Origin of the sequence: uncultured Moraxella sp. (assembly GCF_945873075.1) — a bacterium.
Classification (GTDB): Bacteria; Pseudomonadota; Gammaproteobacteria; order Pseudomonadales; family Moraxellaceae; genus Moraxella.
The window spans coordinates 1-25,486 of record NZ_CAMCBS010000023.1; the positions used below are offsets into that span (position 1 = coordinate 1).

A 25,486-nucleotide genomic window follows, 5' to 3' on the forward strand; every position below is an offset into this window, starting at 1 on the left:
CAAACTCACTATCCACAAAGCGAATCGGCACGCCTGCCAAGCGTCTAGCGGTCGTTGCCACATGGCCTGCTAAGCTTGACGCATAAAACGCCAACGGCTCGCCTGCTTTTGTGCTTGTCGTCACAATCCCAAAAAACTCAAGCAACGAACGCACTCGCTCGGCAATCGCCGCCCCCGAGTCTAGTAGCGTCATCGACAGCTGCCGCTCATCAATCCATGCCTGTAAAAACGCCTTAAAAAACGGATAATGCGTACAGCCAAGCACAATCACATCAATGCCTGCTTGATGCCATTCATCGGTTTGCTTAATGAGTAAATCCGCCACATGATGGTCAATCGGCATCCCCGACTCCACCCAAGGTACAAGCATCGGCTCAAAGTGCTTATACACCGTCACTCCTTTTGGCGTGGCAATCTCATCGATGACCTGTGCTAGCAGTCGCCCTTGTAGGGTTGCTTGGGTAGCTAGCACCGCTACTTGTTTGCTTTGGCTAATTTCGCACGCAGGCTTGAGCGCTGGCACAAGCCCAACAATCGGCACACTACACCGAGCCCGAAGTGCTGTCAAGCTGTGCGCCGATGCGCTGTTGCAGGCAATCACAATCAGCTTACAGTCTTGTTTGCACAGCCAATCCACCGCCTGCAAAGTCAAAAATAGTATCTCATCACCCGATTTGTTGCCATAAGGGACATTTTGGGTGTCGGCATAATACACATAGCGTTCATGCGGCATCAGCCGTGCTAGATGCCGAAATACCGACAGACCGCCCACGCCCGAATCAAAAATCCCAATCGGCGCATCAGCTGTATGTTGCTCAGAGTGTGGATGAATCATCGCCATTACTCACAAAAAACACACCAGTCACCCATTCATTCTCACGACTGGCAAATCTCATAGATTTTACCACCACTGGCAAGCTTTAGCACGGTTTTGTTATGATTATTTTCAATCCGCTCATCAAGCGTACCAAGACCAATCAGATGAAACATCACATTATTCATCACCTTTGCCACCAAGCCAAAGCGTGTCTTGACATACAACCGCTCCTCATCGCCAAAGTGCGAAAAATACGGCAAATGCGCATCATCTAGGCGTATCACATCGCCATTGGTCGTGCCAAACTCCAGCCAATCTGCCCCATCATCACGCACCACATCCACCCGATTGATAAACAGTGGCGCATCATCGACACGGATGCGATATTTATCCGTCGGTGTCTTAAGATAATGCACCACGCACCCATCGATGACTTCCGCCCATAGGGCACTGGCGAATAAATCCACCAATGACTGACGAGTCATTTTCACGCCTTCGTGATACCACTCACCATTATCACGGATATGGATATCGATGTCAGATTTGCCCGTCGGCTGCCATCGCTCAAGCGGTGGAATCTTACGCTTAGGTGTCGCACCATCACTTGCTTTAGTCAAAAATGGTAAAAGCTGTTCATTTAAGCTATTGTAATTTATCGAGTTTTTTGATGTCATCAGTATGTCCTTTTTTTGATGCGTGATTGGTACTAATAAGTCCAATATTCACAGATTAAAATCTATGATGCGCTGTTTTGGACTAAATTGCAAGTGATTTGCCCCGTGATGCTTGGGTGGATTTATTACAAACTATCGGTAAGATTCATATCATTTTTTGATAAAATTTGGTAATATATCCGCCATATTGCACAATATTAACTTGCCTAATAAGATAAGCTTGTTAAAATAGAACCATCATTTGCCAGTAAGCCATTAGGATGATGGCCTACCCGCCCATCTGTTGAAAGTTTAATTTTTTATAAGGAATTGATATGCAAATCGAACGCGAATCTATGGAATTTGATGTCGTCATCGTCGGTGGTGGGCCAGCTGGCCTGTCTGCTGCCATTCGCCTACGCCAACTTGCCATCGCAAACGGTATGGACGAATTTACCGTCTGTGTCATCGAAAAAGGCTCAGAATTTGGCGCGCACACACTCTCGGGTGCCGTCATCGAGCCACGAGCATTGGACGAGCTTTTCCCTGATTGGAAAGAGCGTGGCGCACCGCTGACGGTCGCCGCCAAAGAAGACCGTGTCTATATGCTGTCAAGCGCAACCAAAGCGACCAGATTACCAAATTCAATCGTCCCAACAAGTATGCACAACGAAGGCAACTACATCGTCTCGCTTGGCAATGTCGTGCGCTGGCTTGCTGAACAAGCAGAAGCCCTTGAAGTGATGATGTTTCCAGGCTTTGCCGCTAGTGACATCCTGTATCACGAAGATGGCTCGGTGCGTGGCGTGGTGACAGGCGATATGGGTGTCAATGCCAAAGGCGAGCCTAAAGGCAGCTTTGAGCCGGGCTATGAGTTGGTTGCCAAATACACCATCTTTGCCGAAGGCTGTCGTGGACATCTGGGCAAGCGTCTGATTAGCCGTTTCCATCTTGATAAAGACAAAGACCCACAACACTATGGCATCGGCCTAAAAGAGCTTTGGGAGATTGATGCCGATAAGCACGAAGAAGGCGTGATTTTGCACGGCTCGGGCTGGCCATTGACCGAAACTGGCTCAACAGGCGGTTGGTTCTTGTATTTTGCCGAAGACAATCAAGTCAGCTTTGGCTTGGTCGTGGATTTGTCTTACCACAATCCGCATGTCTCGCCATTTGATGAGCTACAACGCCTAAAACTACACCCTGTCATCCGCCCTATCCTAGAAGGTGGTAAGCGTCTGTCTTATGGCGCTCGTGCCTTGACCAAAGGCGGTCTTAATAGCCTGCCAAAACTCACCTTCGCCGGTGGCGTGCTGGTCGGTGATGATGCAGGTTTTCTAAACCCTGCCAAAATCAAAGGCTCGCACACAGCGATGAAATCGGGGATGCTCGCTGCCGAAAGCATCTTTAATGCCATCAAAGCAGGTCGCAGTGGTGATGAAGTCACTGAATACCAAACCGCCTTTGAGAACTCATGGCTATTTGAAGATGCTTATCAAGCACGCAACTTCTCGCCATCACTGCACCGTATGGGCACTTGGATGGGCGGTGCATTCACCTTTGTCGAACAAAATCTACTCGGTGGCAAAATGCCACTGACCATCCATGATACGACGCCTGACTACAGCACGCTTGATAAGGCAGACCACGCCTATAAGCCTGATTATCCAAAACCAGACGGCAAGCTGACCTTTGATAAGCTGTCTAGCGTATTCATCTCAAACACCAATCACGCCGAAGATCAGCCATGCCATCTACGCCTGACTGACCCGAGCGTGCCAACGACGGCGAATCTACCGCTGTATGCTGAGCCTGCACAGCGTTACTGCCCTGCTGGTGTCTATGAAATCGTCCAAAAAGACGGCGAAGAGCCGCAGTTTGTCATTAATAGCCAAAACTGCGTGCACTGCAAGACCTGTGATATCAAAGACCCATCACAGAACATCACTTGGGTGACACCTGAAGGTGGCGGTGGCCCGAACTATCCAAATATGTAACCCTGCCAAGCACACTCAAAAGCACGCCGATGATCATCATTGGCGTGCTTTTTTAACAATTTATTCATAGATTTATTGATAGAATTTGTTATACTGAACTGGTTTTAATTTTTTGCCAAGCGATATCTCATGAGCCAAAAATCCACGCCAAGCATCACCATCATCAGCGTCACAGGTCATCAAGACTATGCTCAAGGCTCTGTCTATGCCATTGAGCGCAGTTATACCGAACTTCAAAAGAAACTACCCAAAGACAGCCTAAGCTGTATTCTGGTCTCGCCTGATAAGCCCGAGCATCTGCCTGAGCATATCATGCACCTAGTATGCAAGCCTTTTAGCTATCTTGAATACAATCTGTTTATTTTATACGCATTGGATCAATTGGTGGAGACGGATTTTGCCCTAATTGTCCAAAACGATGGCTTTGTGGTGGATGGCGACAACTGGCGAGATGAGTTTTTTGAGTATGACTATATCGGTGCGCCTGTGTATGGACTGTATGAAGTGCTTGACGATGGTACAGCCAAAAACCATCAAGGCGATGCCTGTGATGAGTATCTGCGTGATATGCCGCCAAATTTCATTGATGTACAAAATGGTGGTTTTTCATTGCGTAGCAAAAAACTACTGGGTATGCCTAGAAAATTGGGCATCAAATGGCAGGTAAATATTCCTAAGTTTTTTAGCGCACAGCCTTTGTCGCTTGATTTTGAATCAATCTCACACAATGAAGACATGTATCTGTGTGTGATGATTCGTAAGATACTTGAAGCGCAGGGCTTGCGTTTTGCTCCAGTTGAGACAGCGTGTTATTTTGCTTGCGAATCGACAACAGTGCATAACGCACTGGACATTCCACTTAATCAAGTGCTGGGCTGTCATGCCTTTGGACTCCTGGTACTGACTGACACCCAAACCCTGTACATGGCCAAAAAGATGAACATGATTGATAATAATCCAGCGACCAATGCACTGTGCCGCTGGCTACTTGGTACAGATTTGAGCATCAATGTGCCAAAAGCATTTTTGCAAAGTGATGACTGATTCATCATCAAACCATCACCAATATCGATGCTGTTGATGTTATGCCTTAATCTTATCCCCAAACATAAACAGCACAAGCCCTACCATCATCACAGTCAGCCCCAGGTATTTATGCCATGCCAGTGTCCGCACTGGCATCTGAATCAGCCCCAAGCCATCAATCACCATCCCTGCAATCAGCTGACCCAAAATAATCAAAAACGCCATATTGACAAGCCCAATCTTGGGTGCTAAAAATGCCGTGCTAAAGACAAACACCGCCCCAATCGCCCCGCCAATCCATCGCCACCACGGCTGAGCACCAATCGCACCGCCAATCACCCCAAAGTTACTCGAAAACAGCATCACCACCGCTAGACACAGCGTACCGATGGCAAATGAAAAGAACGCCGCCGCCAAAGGCTGACCGCCCAAGCCAAACGCTAAGCGTGCATTAATCGCTGCCTGCGTCGCCACGCCCACACCGATGGCAAACGCCATCAGCCAATAAAAATACTGCATGATAAACCTATTGATTTTGATAAGTGCCACAACTTTAACACACCATCAGCCAAACCACCAACACAAACCCCAAAAAAAATCACGCCCATCATAGGATAGGCGTGATTTTTATTATTCAGCAATCAATCAGCTATTCATCATCAGATATTCAAAGGCTGATAGACCTGCTTTTGAGCCTTCACCCATGGCGATGTTGATTTGCTTATATGGCACTGTAGTCACATCACCACAAGCAAAGATACCCGGCTTGTCGGTACGGCATTTGGCATCAATCTCAATTTCACCTTGTGGCGTGGTCTTGACCAAGCCTTTGGCGACTTCTGAGTTTGGCACGAGACCAATCTGCACGAATACCGCTGATAGTGGCAAGGTTTGGTTCTCGCCTGTGGTACGGTCTTGATAAATCAGTGCATTGACCTTGCTACCGTCAGTGGTGATTTCTTGAGTGGCGGCTGATTTGATGATGGTAATGTTGTCTTTTGCCATCGCCTTATCCACCAGTACTTGGTCAGCACGCAAGGTGTCGCCAAACTCAAGTACAGTCACGTGCTTGACGATACCTGCCAAGTCCAGCGCCGCTTCGACACCTGAGTTGCCACCGCCGACGACAGCGACATCTTTACCCTTAAAGAATGGGCCGTCACAGTGTGGGCAATACGCCACGCCATTACCGATGTTCTCATCTTCGCCTTTAACACCAAGCTTACGCCATTTTGCGCCTGTAGCTAGGATGATGGTACGAGTTGTCCAGCTTGCACCCGTGTTTAGCGTAACTTGATAGCTACCTTTAACTTCTTCGATACTGCTGACGCTTACATGCTCTTTGACAGTGATGTTATACTCTTTGATGTGTGTCGCTAGGTTTGCTGCAAGCTGATTACCATTGGTTAGCGGAATTGAAATTAGGTTCTCGATATCTTGGGTATCTTTGACCTGACCACCGATACGGTCAGCCACCAATGCCACACGCAGACCCTTACGAGCGGTATAAATCGCCGCCGCACTACCTGCAGGGCCACCGCCGATGACGGTCACATCTTGGGTCTCTAGCTGTGGCTCATCTGATGCTGATAGCAAATCAGGATATTGCTCTTGTAGCTTTTCGATAAGTTTTGCGGTATCTACTTTACCATTGGCAAATGGCTTACCGTTCAAGAACACCGCAGGCACACCTTGGATGCCTTTTTCGGCGACCAATTCAGGGAATACACCACCATCGATCATTTCGTTTTCGATGCCGTCATTTAGGATGGCAAATTGGTTCAACGCCTGCACGACATCAGGGCAGTTGTGGCATGATAGCGATACAAAAGTTTGGAATTTTAGCGGTGCTTGGATACGCTTCACTAGGCTTTGGATACCTTCGTCAAGCTTTAGCGTATGACCGCCTGATTGTAGAATGGCTAGGATCAATGAAGTAAATTCATGACCGCCTGGGATACCACTAAAGACGATACCTGTGTCTTTGTTTTCGGTCACGATCTTAAAGCTCATCGGGCCAAGATCGGTATCCACCACGGTCGCATCAAAGCCAATCTTGTCGCTCGTGCCTGCAATCTTGGTCAAAAAATCCACCAATTCAGCACGCTTTTCGTGCTCGCCTGCACCAATCACCATTTGGATTGGGCGGGTCATGTTGGCACTGTATGATTTGACTGCGTCTAATAAACCTTGATCTAACATAATTTCACCTTATTGATTCGTGTTGTCATTAAGCCCTTTGGCTGATGAATTTATTATACCCCAAAGACCGCCCAAAAGATGGTTTAGAATTTTAAATATTGCCATCATCAATATCAAACGTGCTTGACTGTACAATTACAACAATTACACCTTGATAATATCCCCCATTCTTGATAAGATAAGTTTAAGCCGATTGGCAATTTGTTTTTTAACCTAAGGAGAATACCATGCTTCCAGAATATCGCGAGCTAATGACCGAACTAAAAACTGAAGGTGATGCTCACTTCCTAAAACTATTCAATGAGCACAACGAACTAGACACCGAAATCGACAACCTAGAAAAAGATCCAGTCGCTTCTGTGAGCCGTGCTGGCGAAATCGACGAGATGAAACATAAGAAACTACATCTAAAAGACGAACTAAAAGTCTATCTAGAAAAAGTTGCTGCTGAGCGTGCATAATATTTGATGGCTTATTAAGCTGGGCTTAGTAGCTAAACTTAGCAGATAAATCAGTCACTTTAGTGGCTGATTTTTTTATGGGTGATAACTGTCAAATGCAAAATGCAAAATGTAAAAAAAATTGGCAAATAAAAAACTCCAAACCACAAAGGCTTGGAGTTTTCATCTGAATTATCTAAACAGATAAATTAGATTTTACCAACTAGGTCTAGGCTTGGCTTCAAGGTTTCTTGACCTGCTTCCCAAGCAGCTGGGCACACTTCGCCATCGTTTTCACGGACATATTGTGCTGCTTTTACTTTACGAACCATGTCTTTTGCGCTACGGCCGATGCCTAGATCGTGGATTTCAGCAACTTTGATTAGACCGTCTGGATCGACTAGGAAAGTACCACGAAGTGCTGCGTGCTGACCTTCGATCATGATGTTGAAGCCACGAGTGATTTCACCAGTACCATCGCCTAGCATTGGGTATTGTACTTTTGAGATCGCTGGAGAAGCATCATGCCATGCTTTGTGTACGAAATGAGTGTCAGTAGATACTGCATACACTTCTACGCCAAGACCTTTTAGCTCGTCGTAATGTGCTGCCATGTCTTCTAGCTCAGTTGGGCATACGAAAGTGAAATCGTGTGGATAGAATAGGAAAATTGCCCAGTTGCCTTTGACATCAGCAGTAGAGATAGTTTTGAATTCGCCGTTTACATACGCTTGAGTTGAGAACTCAGGGATGTGTTGATTGATGATAGCTGCCATAATTTTCACCTTTTCAAATGATTAGTTGTTTTACCTCACTAAGCCAAACACCATGCGGTCACTTTCGCTCCCCGTTTGCCTTAGCACCCTTTTATAATACAACAAAAAAACACAATTTCAACAGTTAAAACTTTCAAATCTATTGTTTTATTTTATCAAACTTAGGTAAAATAGATGACAATATTATTAATGTTCATCATGGTGCAAGTAAGCACCTGTGTCATCAAGGAAATTTATGATTACTCTACGCCAACTGGAATTTGCGCTCGCCGTCGCCAAACATCGTCATTTTAAGCGTGCCGCCGAAGAATGTAACATCTCGCAATCCGCACTCAGCCTAGGTATCGCCGAGCTTGAAAAACAGCTCGATACCCAAATCTTTGAACGCAATAACAAACAAGTACTCATCACCCCCATCGGTGAAGAGCTACTTGAGCGTGCACAGCGTATCTTTAGCGAAATCAATGACTTGACCACCCGAGCGCACAGCCACCAAATCCCGCTCGCCTATCCGATGACCATCGGTATCATCCCGACCATCGCACCGTATCTCTTGCCAAAGGTGCTACCGACGCTCAAAGACAGCCATCCGCATTTTGAGCTGTCTGTGGTCGAAAAACAGACCGAACGCCTGATTGACCAAGTACGCTACGGGCACATTGACACCGCCATCATTGCCCTGCCTTATCCCTTAGAAGGCTTGCACGCATTTGAGTTTTGGGCGGAAGATTTTTTTGCAATTTTGCCTGAAAATGATGCACATATCGAACTTGGCAAAATCAACAGTGATGATTTGTCCAAGACCAATCTGCTACTACTTGGCGAAGGACACTGCCTAACTGACCAAGCACTGTCTGTGTGCTCGCTAAGCAAAAGCGAAATCAAATCTAGCTTTTCAGATGCCAGTCTAAACACGCTGATTCAGATGAGCCTAGCCGGCATGGGGACGACGCTTGTGCCAAAGATGGCACTTGACCAAATCAGCGCCACCAACCAAGTGCGTGCCGTACCCCTAGCAGAAGCAGGCCCGCATCGCCGTCTGGCATTCATCACTCGCCTAAACTACGCCCGTGTCAATGATGTACGCCTGTTGAGCGAGATTTTTGGTAAGGCATTGGCAAAAACTGCAAACTGATTTTCAACTCGCTTACCAAGCATGAGCATAAGCGATGCTATGGTTTGTATGCAGGTTTTAAAAAAAATCACCCAAACCGCTTGATTTGGGTGATTTTTCGTTTGCAGTATCAAGCTTGAAACATCAAACTTGAGACATCAAACAATGTGCAAATTACAGATGCTTATCAAGTAGTGCTGCAAATTCTGATTTTGGACGACCGCCGACAACGGCATCAACACGCTCGCCATTTTTGAAAACAAATAGCGTCGGGATGCTACGAATACCAAAGCGTGCTGCTGATTCTGGGTTGGCATCGACATCGACTTTGACGATTTGTACACGGCCAGCATAATCTTCGGCAAGCTCTTCAAGTACCGGGGCGATGGCTTTACATGGACCACACCATGCCGCCCAAAAGTCCACCAAAACCACTTTGTCAGAATTTAGCACATCAGCGTCAAAGCTGGCGTCAGTTGCGTTGATAATTGACATAATTTTCTACCTTTTTACATAATCAATTAAAACTATTCACGAATCGCCTTATCCTAGTGACCAATCTCACCAAGCCCTACGATTTAGCTATCACTATGATGGGGCTTGTGCTGAAATTTTCAAGATGGCGGTTTTTGCGATAAGTCATGGTATAATAACAGGCTTTAGCACCAAAGGCTTGGCTTTGGCGATTGAATTTATCAAAGATACCGATTTATTAGACAAATTATGACACTTTCAGAGACAGACATCGAGCAGATGAACGCTGCCGAATTGGCGCAATCGGATGAGTTTTTTGCAGAGTTTGCCAAGTCCATCACCATCTATGAAGATGATGACATTTGGGTGCTGGATAAGCCTGCGGGGCTACTGAGCGTCGATGGGCGACTGCTCAAGGTCAGCTTGCAATCTCGGCTACTCAAGGTAAATCCTGAAGTCAAGCTCATCCACAGGCTAGATATGGATACATCAGGGCTGATTATCTTTGCCAAGCACAGCGACGCACAGACGCACATCAGCAAGCAGTTCATCGAACGCATTCCCCAAAAAGAATATCAAGCGGTGGTCATGGGTAGCATCGTGATGGATGACAAAAAAGGCGTGATTGATGTGCCTGTCCGCTATGAGCCATCGACCAAGCCACGACATATCGTGGATATGAATTGGGATAAGCGTGCCTTGACACACTATGAAGTGCTACATCATGAACTACGCCAAGACAGCACAGGCAAGGCACATCCTGTGACACGAGTGGCGTTAAAGCCCATCACAGGACGCAGTCATCAGCTACGGGTGCATATGGTGCATATCGGTCATGTGATGATTGGCGACCCGATTTATGCCGAAGGTACGGCGCTCACACTCTCGCCAAGACTCAACCTACACGCCCACAAACTACGCCTCAAGCACCCATCGCACGGCGTATGGATGGATTGGCAAAGTGATGTGCCGTTTTAGCACCCTATCGTTGCCTAAAATACACCTAAAAAATGCCTGTCATCGTATGGATACAGGCATTTTTGCTTGGATTTTAAAATGATCAAATCAATCCAGAAATCAGCGCACATTGATACAGACGCTTGGCACGAGAGCCCGAGTTACAAAACACCATCACAGGCTTAGGCAGTTCATTGATGAGCTTGGCAAAGCTTGCGACTTTTGCCTTATCCACACATTCTGAGCCATCAATCGGCAGATGATGATAATCAAGTCCTGCCATGCGTGCGCTGTCTTGGATGCTTTGGCTTGTCGGCTGATACTCGCTTTCGTCATCAAATCGCAGATTGACTAGGCTTTTAAAGCCAAGCTTGGCAAGCGTTTGGCATTGGCAAGGATGGATTTGTTTATATAAAGTGATACTGCTGTGCATGATTATTTTTCCCAAATTTTAATGGGAGTATCTTAGCCGATAGCACGCACGCTTGCAATTTTGATTTGGCATAAGCTTATGAGCGTTTGAGCGTCGCCACCGCTTGATTGGCGCTCAAAAACACCTGCCCTGATAACTGCTGTATCACATCGCTATGGGCGAGCACATCCATCACGGGGCCTTTGATTTCGGCAAAGTGTAGCCGTTTGCCTGCGCTGATACATTCTTGATTAAAATCATACAGCATCTCTTGGGCGGATAAATCCACATGATTGACCGCCGTCATAATCAGCACAATATCAACAATCGATGCATCCGCCATCAGCCGTGTCAGCTGTGCGTGCACGGTTTGGGCATTGCCAAAGTATAGGCTCTCATCGATGCGTAGTAGCAGCAAGCCTGCAAAAGTCGTCGCCGTATGTCGCTCAATATTGCGAAAATGCTCGCTATCGCCCACTCGCCCCACCACGGCGATATGCACCTGATGCGTGCGATAGACCATCATCGCAAAGCTGGCAAGCAGACCGACGACCAAGCCGACATTGAGCCCAAAAACAATCGATGCACCAAAGGTCAGCACAAAACACAGCGCATCTGCTCTGTCTTGACGCCAAGCACCGATAAGCGTCTTGGTATCGACCATCGAGATGACCGAGCTGATAATCACCGCCGCCAAGATGGCATAAGGCAATCCTGCCAAATGCTGCCCAAAAAACAACACAATCAATAAGATACCGACAGCACAGACGATGGATGACAAGGGAGAATTTGCGCCGACGGATAAATTTAGGCTCGTACGAGAAATCCCGCCTGCCACCGCAAAGCCACCAAACAGACCACTTGCGATATTGGCAAAACCAAGCCCCATCATTTCTTTGTTGGCGTCATACGACTCAGCACGCAGTCGAGCATGGTGCGCTGAGACAGTACTGCTTGAAATAAACGCAATCAGCGCAATCAATAACGCCGATGGCAACAGCTCAATCATCGTATTGATGCCAAGCGTCGGCAGTTTTGGTGATGCCAAGCCTGTAGGCGGTGTATCTAGCACGCTCACCCCAAGCTCACCAAGCTGATAATGCACGCCAAGATAAATCGAGCACGCCACAAGCACAATGACAAACAAGCGATTGCCAAAGCCCATCAGCGGCGCTGGCAACCATCCCCACACCCACCGCTCGCCATAGCGACTGATGAGAAGTAATATCAAAGCACTCAAGCCGATTAGCAAAGTCAGTGTATGAATAGGCTGGGTATTTTGATAAGTGCTGGTAATGAGTGAAATTAGGCTATCGGTATTGATATTAATACCGAGTAAATTTTTGAATTGGCTGATGATAATCAGCACCGCCGAGCCACTGATAAAGCCTGCCGCCACGCCACGACTGACAAACTGCATAATCCAGCCCAAGCGAAGCAAACTACCAAGCCACAAAATCACCCCCACCATAAATGCCAAGCTAATCGCAAGTGCGACATACTGCAAACTCCCTGTGGCATAGCCTGATAAGGCACTTGCTGTCATGATGGCAGTGATGGCGACAGGCCCGAGTGCTGATACACTGCTTGAGCCGATATAGGCATAGACTAGGACGGGTACGATGGATGCGTACAGTCCCATGATGGGCGGTAGGCCTGCCAATGCTGCATAGCCCAGACTTTGGGGAATGACAAGCACCGCCATCATCAGTCCGGCATAGACTTCAGGGATGGCGGTGCGGGGTGTGTCGATGAATTGCAAAACCCAGTTGGGTAGTAGATTTTGCAATGTCATGGATTATTCTCCGTAGATTTTGACACCTTGAGCAAAGGCACAACCTTTTTGGCGAGCGGCGACAATCATCGCATCATGCTCACCGTATAGGCGTGATAGTGCATTTTGTTTTGCTGTTTTTTGGCTACTGCCAGTACCCATGCCTAGGCTGATGGTCGGATAGATGCCATGACGACCACCAGTTAGACCGATGCCCACACCGCTTGCCGATAGTCCAACTTGTTGGTTTTGGGTTTGTTCAACCAGTGCTGTCACACGATTAACTTCTGATTGCAAAGCGGTGCAATCATAGTTTTGGTAAGTGGTTGGATTGACATATTGTGGGGCAACTTTACCAGTTGAAGCGCAACCAGTCAATACAAGGGCAGCAGTAGCTGCACCGATGAATAATGCTTTCATAAACACCTTTTTATATCAAGGAAAAACACGCTTGGCAAGCAAAGTGCCTGCCAAGCCAACACGGGCAATGCCCAAAAAATAATCAGCTGCTTGCTCGGCGAGACGCACACAATGGACTGTCGGGTGCATCTTGCATACTTGCCCATTCATCAGGGGTATAAGCATGAATCGCCAGTGCGTGCACCGTACCGCCGTTGGCAGTCAGATACGGAGCAACTTCGGCATAGACCTTTTGATGGCGAGCAGCTAGGCGAATCCCATCAAAGGCTGTACTTACAATCACTAGCTTAAAGTGGCTTTCTTTGCCTTCAAAATGCCCTGCGTGCATATGGCTTTCGTTATCCAGCGTTAAGTGTGTAGGATTAAGCACACCCAACGCTTCGATCAATCTATCAGTAGTCGTCATAGCACCCTTCTTAGCGCTTAGCGGCAGCTTGGTACAGCGGCATCACTGTTGGAATGAGCGCTTGCATATTTTTGATGCGGTTGGCGCTGCTTGGGTGCGTGCTCAAAAACTGCGGCATTGAGCCACCGCCTGATGCTTCCATTTTTTGCCATAGGGTGATGGCGGCATTTGGATCATAACCTGCACGAGCCATCAGCTCAAGCCCCATCTTATCCGCTTCAGCTTCTTGGGTACGAGAATGTGGCAAATCCAATCCCAATTGACCTGCCAAACCCACCAACTGCGCTTGACCACTTGACAAGCCTAGCATACTCGTTGCAATGCTCAGCACGCCGCCTGTTGCTGCTTGACGGCTCATTTTTTCACGAGAATGTTCTCTAAGTGCGTGTGCCATCTCATGCCCCATGATGGCTGCGATCTCAGCATCGGTCAGATTTAGTTTCTCGATGATACCACTATAAAACACAATCTTACCGCCTGGCATTACATAGGCATTGATGGTATCTTGCTTGATGGCGTGCACTTCCCACGGCCAACTGGTCGCATCAGGACGATAGATGCTAGTATGCGGAATCAGGCGATTTGAGATATTTTTTAGGCGATTAACTTGCGAAAAATTCACATCCAAAGTCCCTTTGGCTCGTGCTTCGGCAAGCGTCTCACGATACGCTTGATTGGATAACTGTAAAATCTCGCTACTTGAGACCAACAGTAGCTGCTTACGGCTCACATCTACCGCACCGGCATGTGTGGTGCTACCGCAGCCAATGATTGCAGCACTGCTGGCTGTCGCCAAGGTGATGGCGGCGATGCTTTTTTTTAATGTTTTCATCTTCCTCATCCTAATTTAAGTGGCACTACGATTTTATCTAATTATAGCTAATGCGCCACGCTTTGCCTATCCATCACAACAAAAAAACACAATTCATTCACGCATTCACTGCAATCACACCCCTATTTTGTAAAGTAATGTAATTTTATGTCATCAAATTGTCATCAAAATTTCATCGAATTGTCATTTTTTCGTCATCAAACTGTCATTTGCAAAACCTAAAATACGAACATCGCAACAATCCTATACGAATCTTCACTTTGGAGCAAAATATGAACTCTACCAAACTAAAAGCCCTATTGATCAGCATCACTGCAGCGACCGCTTTGGCAGCCTGCAGCAAGCCTGCCCAAGACAACAAAGCAGCAGATGCTCAAACCAATGCCACCACCACAGCGAGTGCTACCCCTGCTAGCATGGAGCAAGTCGGTATCAACATCACTGGGGCTGGTGCATCTTTTCCGCAGCCGATTTATGCCAAGTGGTCAGCTGATTTTAAAGCAGCCAATGGCGGTCAGGTCAATTACCAATCTATCGGCTCATCAGGCGGTATCAAACAAATCATCGCCAAAACCGTTGATTTTGGTGCATCAGACGCACCGCTGAGCATCGACGAGCTAAATAAAGAAGGTCTCATCCAATTCCCAACGGTCATCGGCGGTGTCGTGCCTGTCGTGAACATCGAAGGCGTTGAAGCAGGTAAGCTTAAGCTTGACGGCGAGACTTTGGCAAATATCTATCTTGGTAAAATCACCAAGTGGAACGATGCCGCCATCACCGCACTAAACCCTGATTTGACCCTACCAGATGCCAACATCACCACCGTATTTCGCTCGGACGGCTCGGGAACGACCTTTAACTTCACTGACTATCTTGCCAAAGTATCAACCGACTGGAAAGATAGCGTCGGCGTGGATAAGTCAATCAAATGGCCAACCACCGCAACCGGTGCAGGCGGTAAAGGCAACGAAGGCGTAGCAAGCTTTGTCGGTCAAATCAAAAACTCAATCGGCTATGTCGAATATGCCTATGCCAAGCAAAACGGCATGGCTCATGTCTCGCTCAAAAATGCCGCTGGTGAATTTGTACAGCCATCTGCAGACAGCTTTGCTGCTGCCGGTGACATCGAGTGGACAGCGGACAATGGCTTTAACCAAGTCTTGACCAATTCAGCCACCGCAGGCGCATGGCCAATCGCTGCAGCGACATTTATTTTGGTGCACAAAAACCCACAAAATCCTGAGCAAGTCGCAGGCGTACTGAAGTTCTTTGATTGGGCATATACCAATGGCGATAACGCAGCGCTTGAGCTTGACTATGTGCCATTTAGCGATAAAGCGGTAGAAACTTTCCGCCAAAGCTGGCAACAAGTCCAAGGTGCAGACGGTAAGCCTGTCCTTTAACCCAAAAAAGCGGCTTGCAGGCAGTCGTCTGCAAGCCCACTTATTTTTAAAGATAGTATTTAAAAGATAAAATCAGTCATTATGAATCCTACAATCAATCCGACACTGTCATCCAAACTGGCTCGCCAAAGACGCCTAGATGTCGCCTTTGTGTGGGCAACTCGTCTTTGTGCCATCATGGTGCTTTTGACCTTGGGCGGTATCTTGGTCTCGCTATTGGTGGGTGCATTGCCAAGCATCAAAGCATTTGGGCTAACTTTTTATACCAATGCCAACTGGGACCCTGTCGCAGGCGAATTTGGGGCGCTTGCACCGATTTATGGCACGCTTGTGACATCCATCATCGCCGTAGCCATCGCCGTGCCAGTCAGCTTTGGGATTGCGGTGTTTTTGACTGAGCTATGTCCGACAATTTTGAAGCGACCACTAGGCATTGCCATTGAGCTACTTGCAGGTATTCCATCGATTATTTATGGTATGTGGGGCTTGTTTGTCTTTGCGCCGTGGTTTAGCGAAACCGTTCAGCCGTGGATGATTGAGAATCTTGCTCGCCTGCCGATTATCGGTCAGATGTTCGTCGGTGCGCCGATTGGTATTGGTCTATTTACCGCAGGCTTGGTGCTTGCCATCATGATTATTCCCTTTATCGCATCATCGATGCGTGATGTGTTCTTGGTCGTGCCTGATATGCTCAAAGAATCCGCCTATGGCATGGGCGCAACCAAATGGGAAGTGGTGATGAAAGTCGTCCTGCCTTATACCAAAGCAGGTGTGGTCGGCGGTCTGATTCTAGGTCTAGGTCGTGCGCTTGGCGAGACGATGGCGGTGACTTTCTTGATTGGTAATGCCTTTAATATCAACGCAAGCCTATTCACATCAGGGGTGTCGATTACATCAGCGCTTGCCAATGAGTTCGCCGAAGCATCCAGCGAAATCCATCTGTCATCGCTACTGCATTTAGGCTTAATTCTGTTTGTGATTAGCTTTATTGTGCTGTCCATCTCAAAGCTGATGCTGATGAAGCTTGACCGCAAATCAGGCAACTAATACCCAAAGGATATGAATATGACTTCTGCAAACCAAACCGCCTTTATGAAGCGCATCCACTTGCCAAAATACCGCCGTCGCACCGCCATCAACCATCTAGGCTTGATGTTTACGAGCGTGGCGATGGTCTTTGGTCTGTTTTGGCTTGCTTGGATTTTGATTACTTTGGTCGGGCACGGGATGGACGGCTTATTGACCATGCCTGTTTTTACAACAGACACACCGCCGCCGATGACCGAAGGTGGTCTGCGTAATGCCATTGTTGGCTCGATTTTGTTGTCATTTTTGGGATTGTTTGTCGGTACGCCGATTGGGATTTTGACAGGGGTGTATTTGGCAGAATTTGACAAGACCAGCTGGCTTGCTCGCACCACTCGTTTTATGAATGATGTTTTGCTATCAGCGCCATCAATTGTCATCGGCTTATTTATCTTTGCCATCATGGTGCATGGTCGTGGCTTTTCGGGCTGGGCAGGTGTCGTTGCCCTAGCGGTGATTGTCATTCCTGTCGTCATCCGCACCACCGAAAGTATGCTACTGCTTGTACCTAATAACCTGCGTGAAGCAGGCTATGCGCTCGGCGCACCAAAATACAAGCTTGTCAGTATGGTGACGCTCAAATCCGCCAAAGCCGGTGTCATCACAGGCGTACTGCTTGCCTTTGCTCGTATTGCCGGCGAGACTGCGCCATTACTATTCACCGCCTTGAACAACCAGTACTTTAGCACAGATATGTCGCAAGCGATGGCGAACTTGCCAAATACCATTTATCAATTTGCCATGAGCCCTTATGACAATTGGCACGCCCTAGCTTGGGCAGCGGCACTACTGATTACCTTTGCCGTCTTACTACTTAATATCATCGCGCGTATCATCAGCCACGCACAGCACAAACGCTAAACACGACAAATCAGCGTTGATACCAGATTATCGGAGAAAAACCATGCTAAACTCGAATTTCAACCACTCATCAGACACACTAACCATGCCACTATTTTTGCAAGATGACCAAGCCGTCGCAAGCGAGCAGACGAGCGCCAAAGTACAAGTTCGCAACCTTGATTTTTATTATGGCGATTATCATGCACTCAAAAATATCAATCTTGACATCGCTGACAAAAAAGTCACCGCATTCATCGGACCATCAGGCTGTGGCAAATCAACCCTGCTACGCACCCTAAACCGTATGTATGACCTATATGACGGTATGCGAGCAACGGGCAAAATCATTCTTGATAACCAAAACATCCTAGACAAGCACATCGATGTCAATCTACTGCGTGCCAAAGTCGGTATGGTCTTTCAAAAACCAACCCCATTTGCCATGTCTATCTATGACAATGTCGCCTTTGGTGTCAAGCTGTACGAAAATCTCTCAAAAGCTGAGCTTGATGAGCGTGTCGAATGGGCACTCAAAAAATCCGCCCTATGGAACGAAGTCAAAGACAAGCTCAAAAAATCAGGAATGTCACTCTCAGGCGGTCAGCAGCAGCGCCTATGTATCGCTCGCTCGGTCGCCACTCGCCCAGAAGTACTACTGCTCGATGAGCCGACATCTGCCCTTGACCCAATCTCAACAGGCGCAATCGAAGAGCTTATCCACGACCTAAAGCATGACTACACCATCGCCATCGTCACGCACAATATGCAACAGGCGGTACGCTGCTCTGACTACACCGCCTATATGTATCTGGGCGATATGATTGAGATGGGCAAGACTGAGCAAATCTTTAATCAACCAAAAAACAAAGCCACCGCCGACTACATCGCAGGTCGCCACGGCTAATCAAAAAATAGCTGTGTCTTTATATTGAGCACAGCCATCCTTATCACAGGGTGTCCGATGAGTGCATACAGTATGATGAATTTTGATAAAACTTTGCCTAAATATCGCTCAAAAATTGACATCAGCCCAAAACTTGTTAGACTAGGGATATTCCAAAAACTTAATCCATTTGCCAAATACGGCACGACTGAGAGCATCATGACCACACCTACGATTTTAGTTGTCGAAGATGAACCTGCCATCAATGAGCTGATTGTCAATACGCTAGAGTTGGCAAGCTTTCACGCCATTCAAGCATTTGATACCAAAAGCGCTTATGTCGCCGTGGTTGACCACAAGCCTGATTTGATTTTGCTGGATTGGATGATGCCCTTTGGCGAATCAGGCATTGACTTTGCCCTACGCCTAAAAAAAGACCCCGCCACCGCCGACATTCCTATCATCATGCTCACCGCAAAAGGTGAAGAAGACAACAAAGTCTATGGACTCGATGCTGGTGTCGATGACTATATGACCAAGCCATTTAGCACCCGAGAGCTTGTTAGCCGTGTCAAAGCCGTGCTACGCCGTGTGCATGGCAATGGTAGCGAGCAGACGATGAGCGTTGGTTCATTGACCATCAACACCGCCAGTCAGCGGGTGATGTCAGGCGATGAAGAAGTATCGATGAGCAGTACCGAGTACCGCTTGTTGCTATTTTTTGTCAGTCATGCTGAGCGCGCCTATACCCGTGCGCAGATTCTAGACGCGGTATGGGGTGGCAATGTCTATATCGATGAACGCACGGTTGATGTGCATATTCGCCGACTACGCAACTTACTCAAGCCCTATGGCGCAGATGGCTTTATACAGACTGTGCGTGGCACGGGCTATCGCTTTTCGGAAAAATAATCATGACACCCACGACGCCTGCCATATTAGACGCACTCAGTGAAGGGGTGGTACTGCTCTATGATGGGCACATCCAGTACAAGAACCGTATCGCAGACGAGCTACTGCTGAACGCTGCTGCGACCGATTTGGTCAAGCTGTTTGGCAATGATATCGCCAAGCAAATCACGACACATCTGGATACCAGCCCAAGCGAGCCTTATGAGTTTCGTGCGCCGTCGCCATGTGTGGCAGGCGATGTGCTGTTGTTGCGGATTTTGCCATTTGACAATGGGCATCTGATTAGTATCCAAGATTATACACGCCTGCATCATCTTGAGCAGATGAAGACGGATTTTGTAGGTAATGTATCGCACGAACTTCGTACGCCTTTGACGGTGATTTTGGGGTATTTAGAAAATTTCACCCACACGCCTGACATTCCCCCTGTGTGGCAACGGGGCATGAAACTCATGCAAGAGCAAGCCGTGCGTATGAATGAACTGATTAATGATTTGCTCATGCTATCTCGGCTTGAGAGTGATGAGAGTAAGCCTGAACTGATGGTGGATATGCCACGGCTACTGATGCAGGTTTTTGACAACGCCCAAGCCAGTAACCAGTCTGGCCATGTGATTGATGTCCATCTTGACACCGCCAAAAACATCATCGGCATTGAGTCGTATCTGTACAGTGCGATTTTAAATCTTGTTACCAATGCCATCAAATACACCCCTGCAGGCGGTGAGATTGATATCATCTGGGAAGAAGTGGGCGATACGGCACACCTAAGTGTCATTGATGATGGCATCGGTATCAGCCATGAACATCTATCACGCCTAACAGAGCGATTTTATCGAGTAGATAGCGGTCGTAGCCGTGCCACAGGCGGTACAGGGCTTGGGCTTGCCATCGTCAAACACGTGCTCAATAAGCACGATGCTAGACTTGAGATTGAATCCAAAGAAGGCGCAGGCTCAACTTTTCGCATTATATTCCCATCAGCCAAGCTCATTGATGGCAAATCCACCCGACTGTCAGCCACCACAGATACTGTGTTGCCAACGCCAAGCCTAGGATAAGACATGGACCTAATCAGACAAGAGCTCGACAAACTGGCATCGGTGGATTTAGGCTCAAACAGCTTTCACTTGGCAATCGCCGAACGCCACGGCGATAAGCTCAAAAAAGTCGCTTCGATGAGCGAAAAAGTACAGCTTGGTGCAGGTCTGGATGAGAATAATCACTTATCCGAATCCGTCCAAGCTCGTGGGCTAGATTGCTTGGCACGCTTTGCCGGTCGGCTCGTCGATGTGCCTATCAATCGGGTGCGTGTGGTCGCCACCAATGCCCTACGCCAAGCCATCAATAGTGCCGATTTTATCCAAAAAGCCAATGCCATCTTGCCTGTGCCTATCGAAATCATCTCAGGACGAGAAGAAGCCCGACTTATTTATCTGGGCGTCAGCCACACAAGCCACAGCACACGCCAGCGACTGGTCGTCGATATCGGCGGCGGCTCAACCGAGCTGATTATCGGCAAAGGGCTCACCCCCCTACTCACCGAGAGTGCGCAGATGGGTTCGGTAAGCTTTACTCAGCGGTTTTTTAAAGATGGTCAAATCAGTGACATCGCCTTTGAGCGAGCCATCTACGCCGCCCAAAAAGAAATCATTCAGCACGCCAACCGCTACAAAAAAACAGGCTTTGAAGAAGTACTTGGCTCATCAGGCACTATCAAAGTCATCAAGCAAGCTTTGGCAGGCTTTGGGCTCGGTGATGATATTACCATCGCAGGCGTGGAGCAGCTGCGTGCATCCTTAGTGGCGTGCGGTCATGTCGATGAGATTGATTTTGCTGGTGTCAAGGCGCACCGCAAGGCGTTTTTTCCTGCTGGGGTGGCGATTTTACTCGCTGTGATGAAGGTCTTTGGCATTCGCTTGATGCGCTATTGTGACGGTGCACTGCGTGAAGGGGTCATGTACGACCTATTATCCCGTCTTGGCAGTGATGATGTGCGTGATGATAGCGTTTTGGCGTTGATGGAGCGATTTGGCGTGGACAAAAAACAAGCCAAACGAGTCGCCAAAACCGCCCAAGCACTCTTTGACCAAGTGGCTGATACCCTGCATCTATCCTTGGACAATGAGCAACTACTCAAACGAGCGGCGCTCTTACACGAAATCGGACAAGCCATCGGGCACAGCGGCTATCATGAGCATGGTGCATATATGCTCAAGCACGCTGATATGGCAGGCTTTAGCCGTACCGACCAACAAAAACTCTCAAGTCTGGTTCGCTATCATCGTCGTGGCATCACTGCCAATGATTTGGACATCTTGCAACAAATCGGCGGTCGCAAATTGGCAACGCTCGCCCTGCTACTGCGTATCGCCGTCGTTGCCAATCACAGCCGTACCGAGCTTGGCAAACAACAGCTCAAGCTTGACATCACCAGCGACCAGCATTGGCATATCCAAGTCCAAATCGATAAGCCAGAGCATCAGGCGTGTGTCATCGACATCAGCGATGAAGCGACATGGTTCGCCAAATGGGGTATCGGTCTGTCGGTGACTGGTGTTTGATAAGTGTTTAACTTATTGATATTCAATGATATTTTTATCAATCAGAAAATTTTTTGAAAAAAATCCAATTTTTTTACAAAAAACGCTTGACGGCAGATTATTATCCTGTATAATACGCACCCATACAGCGACAGGTGCTAAGCAAATAAGCAAAACGCTGATATGCGGGAATAGCTCAGTTGGTAGAGCACAACCTTGCCAAGGTTGGGGTCGCGAGTTCGAATCTCGTTTCCCGCTCCAAATTTTAAAAAGTCCAAATCGAACGGTTTGGGCTTTTTTGTTGTTTAAAATCAAGGGTTTGGGCGGTTGTTTATTTGTGCTGTTGTGTGACCACTTTTGATAAGTTGGGCACATGCAAATTTTTGTGTGCCCAAATTGTGCCTAAAATGTGCCTATTGGCTCTTTTTCAATAAATCAAAATATTGGAAAAAATACCCCAACTCAATTTTAAGTAGCAAGCTACATTATTAAGTCAAAATATACATCGATTGATTATAAGCTGAGCTTTGACCTAAGCCTATTTTGATTGTGACAAATCATCATGCTTATATTCAAGCAAATCCCCAACCTGCACTTCTAAAAAGCGACATAGTTTATCAAGCGTCTCAAAATCGATACGTGATGAGTCGTCGTTATATAACTTATGCAACGTCGTCTTGCTCATCCCTGTCGCCCTGACAACATCAGCCACTCGAAGTCTTTTTTCTGCCAAAATTACTGGAAAACGATTAATAATCATAAAATTACCTTTTTTATGGTAAAAAAGCTTTACTTTGTGATAATTATCATGTATATTACGCACATAAGGTAAAAATTACCATCTAAATGGTAAAAAATACAACCTTATACAGAGAAGCTATTTTGTTATAGTACAAATAGCTAATGATAGTTGAACTAAATCACATGATAAAGGTAATCATTATGACACAAACCTACCTCACCACTCAAGAGCTTTCGCAGATGATTAAATATGATGAGCGTACCATTCGCAATCAGCTAAAGGATTCTGTATTGATTGAAGGCATTCATTACTTTAGACCATTTGGCGGTCGCAAGATCTTGTATATCTGGGAGCAGATTGAAAAAGATATGCGTACTGGCATTATGGGTAGTATTAATGGTATGGCGCTACAGTAAAAAAGGAGGCTGAATATGGCATCAATCAGAACCAGAAAAGGTAGTAGTTTGCTTTTTGTTGATTTTCACTATATGGGCAAACGATGCCGAGAAACAACCAATCTGACTGACACACCGGCAAATCGTAAAAAGCTTGCCAAGGTGCTTGAGAAGATGGAAGCGGAGATTTTATTGGGTAGCTTTCGTTATGAGCATTATTTCCCAAAGAGTGATAAGGCTGCCTATTTTGATGCACTCAATGACCGACGATTAAGTCTGCAAAGCGATACGCCGTTATTTAAAGAGTTTGCAGAGTTGTGGTTTGAAGAAAAGCAGATTGAATGGCGTAAAACTTATCAGGAGAAAATTATGATTATCCTAAACAAGTATTTATTGCCTAAGTTTGCAAATCGGGCTTTATTTATGATTGAAAAGTCGGATGTCTTGGCATTTCGTAGCTCTCTGGCCAAAGTGACCTACAATAATACCAAGAACACCCTATCTGCAGCCAGAATCAATGCAATTATGACCACATTGACTATGATACTAAAAGAGGCGTCAAAACGCTACAACTTTGACAATCCTTGTGAAGATATTAAGCAGTTAAAGACACCAAAATCACAGATTGAGCCGTTTAGTATTGATGAAGTGTGGCAATTCATCCACGGTGTGCGAGCTGATTATAAAAACTACTATATCGTACGATTCTTTACCGGTATGCGCACAAGTGAAATTGATGGATTGACATGGGAACATGTGGATTTTGAAAGAAAAGAAATCCGTATCAGACAAGCATTGGTCAATGGCGTGATGAGTGAACCTAAGACACTAGAATCTAATCGTGAGATTATGATGTCGCCATTTGTCTATGAGGCGCTCAAAGCGCAGTATCAGGTGAGTTATGGCAAATCCAAATTTGTCTTTTGTTCGCACACCGGAGAGCCGCTTGACTATCACAATGTCAATCGCCGAATTTGGCATCCAACCCTAAAAAACCTTGGGTTAAAGCCAAGAAGTGCTTATCAGACCAGGCATACAGCTGCGACATTGTGGCTATCAGCAGGAGAAGCACCTGAATGGATTGCACGGCAAATGGGTCATGTCAATACCATGATGCTATTTAAGGTGTATAGCCGTTATGTGCCAAACGCCACTCGCCGTGATGGCAGTGCTTTTGAGGCATTACTACTAAACAGCCAGCTTGAACAAGCCAGCTAATTCAATGACTGATTTTAAGGAATGTATTTATGAACAATCTATTTGCAAACACTCAACCAATGCATAATCAATCACTTAACTCAATGACAGCCATGCAATTGACCAGTAAGCTGACCAAGCAGCTGATTATCTCACTCAACATCCAAGAAGGGCATGGGCTGTGTTATTTTCTTGGTGTCAGCCCGTGCTATCAAAACTACTTGGCAATCTGGCGATGGGTGATGGGTCAAGTAGAAGCATTAAGCGAACAAACGCTTGATGACTACACCTTTGATCAACTGTATTATGATTTAGAATCTTACTTTGTACATCAGTTCCCAACGGGGTGAGTGATATACAAATGGGTTAGAATTAAGAGATATTTTAGAAAAATAACATACCGTCTGGAAATATTCAGGCGGTATTGTTATTTTATGTCATTTATAGTAACGTTTAGCAAACTATCTTTGCAATTATACTAATAAAAATTCTGAATTTTCTATAAATATTATTGTACAATACAGGTGATTTGATTGATAAGAAAATCAATACAATAAAAGGAGTGATTATGAAATCCACAAATAAAAAATCTGAGAAAATCAAAAGGCATCATATCCGTATCCATCCCAAATGCATCCCTATGGCTGAACTGATAGGTAGGTACGGCGCGACTATGCCTATGCCTATGCTAGATATTGACCCAGACCAACACCTGCCTGTTGTTGTCAAGCTTTCAGCTACCGAGTATCTATTGACTCAAAATTATCTGGCTTTTATTCGTCAAATAAATCAGCCAGAAATCAATGTTCAAATTGATAAAACCAATAAGGCTGTATCAGATAAGATGCTAATGCGCACCATAGGTTTAGAATTATGCGACTTGTTTGTTAGGCGGTGCAAAATAGAGCCTGATATTGAGCAAATGCTTTTTGAACAAAGCGAAATAATTTTTGATGGAAAGAGAACGCATCAATATATCTGCGCCTTAGGTGGTTGGAGCTACGATGATCTTAAGAATGCTCGAAGGCTGCGACGAGCAAAATCCGATCTACCAGCGTTTAGTTTGGTTGACTATCTATACGTTAGTGGCTTGCCTACTAAGGGGGTTTACAATGAGCTTTGATCGTTACTTGACACTCAATGATAAAAATACTGATTTAAGCTCACCAACTCAAGATGATC

The 25,486-nt window shown here is 46.4% G+C and carries 28 protein-coding genes and 1 tRNA gene; 17 read left to right on the forward strand and 12 right to left on the reverse strand.

Features of this window, described 5'->3' with window-relative positions:
* Together murI and Q0N89_RS07925 are read right to left on the reverse strand one after the other, a co-directional pair.
* Nucleotides 1–835, reverse strand: an 835-nt coding sequence (murI, locus tag Q0N89_RS07920) for a glutamate racemase (RefSeq protein ID WP_294035169.1), incomplete at its 3' end; no start/stop codon positions are given.
* Nucleotides 836–876: 41 nt separating this feature from the next.
* Nucleotides 877–1,491, reverse strand: a complete 615-nt coding sequence (locus Q0N89_RS07925; RefSeq protein WP_294035171.1) for a DUF1285 domain-containing protein — start codon at nucleotides 1,489–1,491, stop codon at nucleotides 877–879.
* A 314-nt stretch (nucleotides 1,492–1,805) separates the two neighbouring features.
* Here Q0N89_RS07925 and Q0N89_RS07930 point away from each other — a divergent pair, with 314 nt between their 5' ends.
* Together Q0N89_RS07930 and Q0N89_RS07935 are read left to right on the forward strand one after the other, a co-directional pair.
* Nucleotides 1,806–3,467: an electron transfer flavoprotein-ubiquinone oxidoreductase gene (locus Q0N89_RS07930; protein WP_294035173.1), complete on the forward strand. Its 1,662-nt coding sequence runs from the start codon at nucleotides 1,806–1,808 to the stop codon at nucleotides 3,465–3,467.
* A 129-nt stretch (nucleotides 3,468–3,596) separates the two neighbouring features.
* Nucleotides 3,597–4,511, forward strand: a complete 915-nt coding sequence (locus Q0N89_RS07935) for a DUF5672 family protein (protein WP_294035175.1) — start codon at nucleotides 3,597–3,599, stop codon at nucleotides 4,509–4,511.
* A 39-nt stretch (nucleotides 4,512–4,550) separates the two neighbouring features.
* Here the strand turns inward: Q0N89_RS07935 and Q0N89_RS07940 are convergent, their stop codons facing one another.
* Both Q0N89_RS07940 and ahpF read right to left on the reverse strand, forming a co-directional pair.
* The gene (locus Q0N89_RS07940) at nucleotides 4,551–5,012 is read right to left on the reverse strand and encodes a DMT family transporter (protein WP_294035177.1); all 462 of its coding nucleotides are present in this window, start codon (nucleotides 5,010–5,012) and stop codon (nucleotides 4,551–4,553) included.
* 126 nt (nucleotides 5,013–5,138) lie between these two features.
* Nucleotides 5,139–6,695, reverse strand: coding sequence for an alkyl hydroperoxide reductase subunit F (gene ahpF, locus Q0N89_RS07945; RefSeq protein ID WP_294035179.1), 1,557 nt, complete (start codon nucleotides 6,693–6,695; stop codon nucleotides 5,139–5,141).
* 227 nt (nucleotides 6,696–6,922) lie between these two features.
* Between ahpF and Q0N89_RS07950 the strand changes: the two genes are divergently transcribed.
* Nucleotides 6,923–7,156, forward strand: a complete 234-nt coding sequence (locus Q0N89_RS07950) for a DUF465 domain-containing protein (RefSeq protein ID WP_294035181.1) — start codon at nucleotides 6,923–6,925, stop codon at nucleotides 7,154–7,156.
* A gap of 188 nt (nucleotides 7,157–7,344) precedes the next feature.
* On the opposite strand, the gene ahpC is transcribed toward Q0N89_RS07950, so the two are convergent.
* On the reverse strand, nucleotides 7,345–7,911 hold the full coding sequence (gene ahpC, locus Q0N89_RS07955; protein ID WP_294035183.1) for an alkyl hydroperoxide reductase subunit C: 567 nt from the start codon (nucleotides 7,909–7,911) through the stop codon (nucleotides 7,345–7,347).
* 235 nt (nucleotides 7,912–8,146) lie between these two features.
* Between ahpC and Q0N89_RS07960 the strand changes: the two genes are divergently transcribed.
* The gene (locus Q0N89_RS07960) at nucleotides 8,147–9,046 is read left to right on the forward strand and encodes a hydrogen peroxide-inducible genes activator (RefSeq protein ID WP_294035185.1); all 900 of its coding nucleotides are present in this window, start codon (nucleotides 8,147–8,149) and stop codon (nucleotides 9,044–9,046) included.
* A 153-nt stretch (nucleotides 9,047–9,199) separates the two neighbouring features.
* On the opposite strand, the gene trxA is transcribed toward Q0N89_RS07960, so the two are convergent.
* Nucleotides 9,200–9,520, reverse strand: a complete 321-nt coding sequence (trxA, locus tag Q0N89_RS07965; RefSeq protein ID WP_078254040.1) for a thioredoxin — start codon at nucleotides 9,518–9,520, stop codon at nucleotides 9,200–9,202.
* A gap of 228 nt (nucleotides 9,521–9,748) precedes the next feature.
* Here trxA and Q0N89_RS07970 point away from each other — a divergent pair, with 228 nt between their 5' ends.
* The gene (locus Q0N89_RS07970; protein WP_294035189.1) at nucleotides 9,749–10,477 is read left to right on the forward strand and encodes an RluA family pseudouridine synthase; all 729 of its coding nucleotides are present in this window, start codon (nucleotides 9,749–9,751) and stop codon (nucleotides 10,475–10,477) included.
* 82 nt (nucleotides 10,478–10,559) lie between these two features.
* Here the strand turns inward: Q0N89_RS07970 and Q0N89_RS07975 are convergent, their stop codons facing one another.
* From Q0N89_RS07975 to Q0N89_RS07995, 5 genes are all read right to left on the reverse strand, one after another.
* Nucleotides 10,560–10,889 carry a sulfur transferase domain-containing protein gene (locus Q0N89_RS07975; protein WP_294035191.1) on the reverse strand — a complete coding sequence of 110 codons (330 nt, stop codon included), beginning with the start codon at nucleotides 10,887–10,889 and terminating at the stop codon, nucleotides 10,560–10,562.
* 76 nt (nucleotides 10,890–10,965) lie between these two features.
* A complete protein-coding gene (locus tag Q0N89_RS07980; RefSeq protein ID WP_294035193.1) occupies nucleotides 10,966–12,663 on the reverse strand; it encodes a SulP family inorganic anion transporter in 1,698 nt (565 codons plus the stop codon).
* A 3-nt stretch (nucleotides 12,664–12,666) separates the two neighbouring features.
* Nucleotides 12,667–13,062 carry a hypothetical protein gene (locus Q0N89_RS07985; protein WP_294035195.1) on the reverse strand — a complete coding sequence of 132 codons (396 nt, stop codon included), beginning with the start codon at nucleotides 13,060–13,062 and terminating at the stop codon, nucleotides 12,667–12,669.
* 82 nt (nucleotides 13,063–13,144) lie between these two features.
* Nucleotides 13,145–13,468 carry a BolA family transcriptional regulator gene (locus Q0N89_RS07990; protein ID WP_294035196.1) on the reverse strand — a complete coding sequence of 108 codons (324 nt, stop codon included), beginning with the start codon at nucleotides 13,466–13,468 and terminating at the stop codon, nucleotides 13,145–13,147.
* Nucleotides 13,469–13,478: 10 nt separating this feature from the next.
* Nucleotides 13,479–14,300, reverse strand: a complete 822-nt coding sequence (locus tag Q0N89_RS07995) for a M48 family metallopeptidase (protein WP_294035197.1) — start codon at nucleotides 14,298–14,300, stop codon at nucleotides 13,479–13,481.
* 272 nt (nucleotides 14,301–14,572) lie between these two features.
* On the opposite strand from Q0N89_RS07995, the gene pstS reads away from it, so the two are divergent.
* From pstS to Q0N89_RS08035, 8 genes are all read left to right on the forward strand, one after another.
* On the forward strand, nucleotides 14,573–15,703 hold the full coding sequence (pstS, locus tag Q0N89_RS08000; RefSeq protein WP_294035199.1) for a phosphate ABC transporter substrate-binding protein PstS: 1,131 nt from the start codon (nucleotides 14,573–14,575) through the stop codon (nucleotides 15,701–15,703).
* A gap of 81 nt (nucleotides 15,704–15,784) precedes the next feature.
* Nucleotides 15,785–16,750, forward strand: a complete 966-nt coding sequence (gene pstC, locus Q0N89_RS08005) for a phosphate ABC transporter permease subunit PstC (protein WP_078254048.1) — start codon at nucleotides 15,785–15,787, stop codon at nucleotides 16,748–16,750.
* An 18-nt stretch (nucleotides 16,751–16,768) separates the two neighbouring features.
* Nucleotides 16,769–17,650 (forward strand): phosphate ABC transporter permease PstA, encoded by an 882-nt coding sequence (gene pstA / locus Q0N89_RS08010; protein WP_294035202.1) that lies wholly within the window; start codon nucleotides 16,769–16,771, stop codon nucleotides 17,648–17,650.
* An 85-nt stretch (nucleotides 17,651–17,735) separates the two neighbouring features.
* The gene (gene pstB, locus Q0N89_RS08015; protein WP_294035219.1) at nucleotides 17,736–18,536 is read left to right on the forward strand and encodes a phosphate ABC transporter ATP-binding protein PstB; all 801 of its coding nucleotides are present in this window, start codon (nucleotides 17,736–17,738) and stop codon (nucleotides 18,534–18,536) included.
* A gap of 198 nt (nucleotides 18,537–18,734) precedes the next feature.
* Nucleotides 18,735–19,427, forward strand: a complete 693-nt coding sequence (gene phoB, locus Q0N89_RS08020) for a phosphate regulon transcriptional regulator PhoB (protein WP_294035221.1) — start codon at nucleotides 18,735–18,737, stop codon at nucleotides 19,425–19,427.
* A gap of 2 nt (nucleotides 19,428–19,429) precedes the next feature.
* The gene (gene phoR, locus Q0N89_RS08025; RefSeq protein WP_294035204.1) at nucleotides 19,430–20,488 is read left to right on the forward strand and encodes a phosphate regulon sensor histidine kinase PhoR; all 1,059 of its coding nucleotides are present in this window, start codon (nucleotides 19,430–19,432) and stop codon (nucleotides 20,486–20,488) included.
* A 3-nt stretch (nucleotides 20,489–20,491) separates the two neighbouring features.
* Nucleotides 20,492–21,991, forward strand: coding sequence for a Ppx/GppA phosphatase family protein (locus Q0N89_RS08030; RefSeq protein WP_294035206.1), 1,500 nt, complete (start codon nucleotides 20,492–20,494; stop codon nucleotides 21,989–21,991).
* Nucleotides 21,992–22,155: 164 nt separating this feature from the next.
* Nucleotides 22,156–22,231, forward strand: a tRNA-Gly gene (locus Q0N89_RS08035).
* Between the two features lie 277 nt (nucleotides 22,232–22,508).
* Here Q0N89_RS08035 and Q0N89_RS08040 read toward each other — a convergent pair.
* Nucleotides 22,509–22,730, reverse strand: a complete 222-nt coding sequence (locus tag Q0N89_RS08040) for a helix-turn-helix domain-containing protein (RefSeq protein WP_294035209.1) — start codon at nucleotides 22,728–22,730, stop codon at nucleotides 22,509–22,511.
* 182 nt (nucleotides 22,731–22,912) lie between these two features.
* On the opposite strand from Q0N89_RS08040, the gene Q0N89_RS08045 reads away from it, so the two are divergent.
* From Q0N89_RS08045 to Q0N89_RS08060, 4 genes are all read left to right on the forward strand, one after another.
* Nucleotides 22,913–23,128, forward strand: coding sequence for a hypothetical protein (locus Q0N89_RS08045; RefSeq protein WP_076555708.1), 216 nt, complete (start codon nucleotides 22,913–22,915; stop codon nucleotides 23,126–23,128).
* 15 nt (nucleotides 23,129–23,143) lie between these two features.
* The gene (locus Q0N89_RS08050; protein ID WP_294035212.1) at nucleotides 23,144–24,325 is read left to right on the forward strand and encodes a DUF3596 domain-containing protein; all 1,182 of its coding nucleotides are present in this window, start codon (nucleotides 23,144–23,146) and stop codon (nucleotides 24,323–24,325) included.
* 29 nt (nucleotides 24,326–24,354) lie between these two features.
* Nucleotides 24,355–24,654: a hypothetical protein gene (locus Q0N89_RS08055; RefSeq protein WP_294035214.1), complete on the forward strand. Its 300-nt coding sequence runs from the start codon at nucleotides 24,355–24,357 to the stop codon at nucleotides 24,652–24,654.
* 218 nt (nucleotides 24,655–24,872) lie between these two features.
* Nucleotides 24,873–25,427: a hypothetical protein gene (locus tag Q0N89_RS08060; protein WP_294035216.1), complete on the forward strand. Its 555-nt coding sequence runs from the start codon at nucleotides 24,873–24,875 to the stop codon at nucleotides 25,425–25,427.
* Nucleotides 25,428–25,486: the final 59 nt, after the last annotated feature.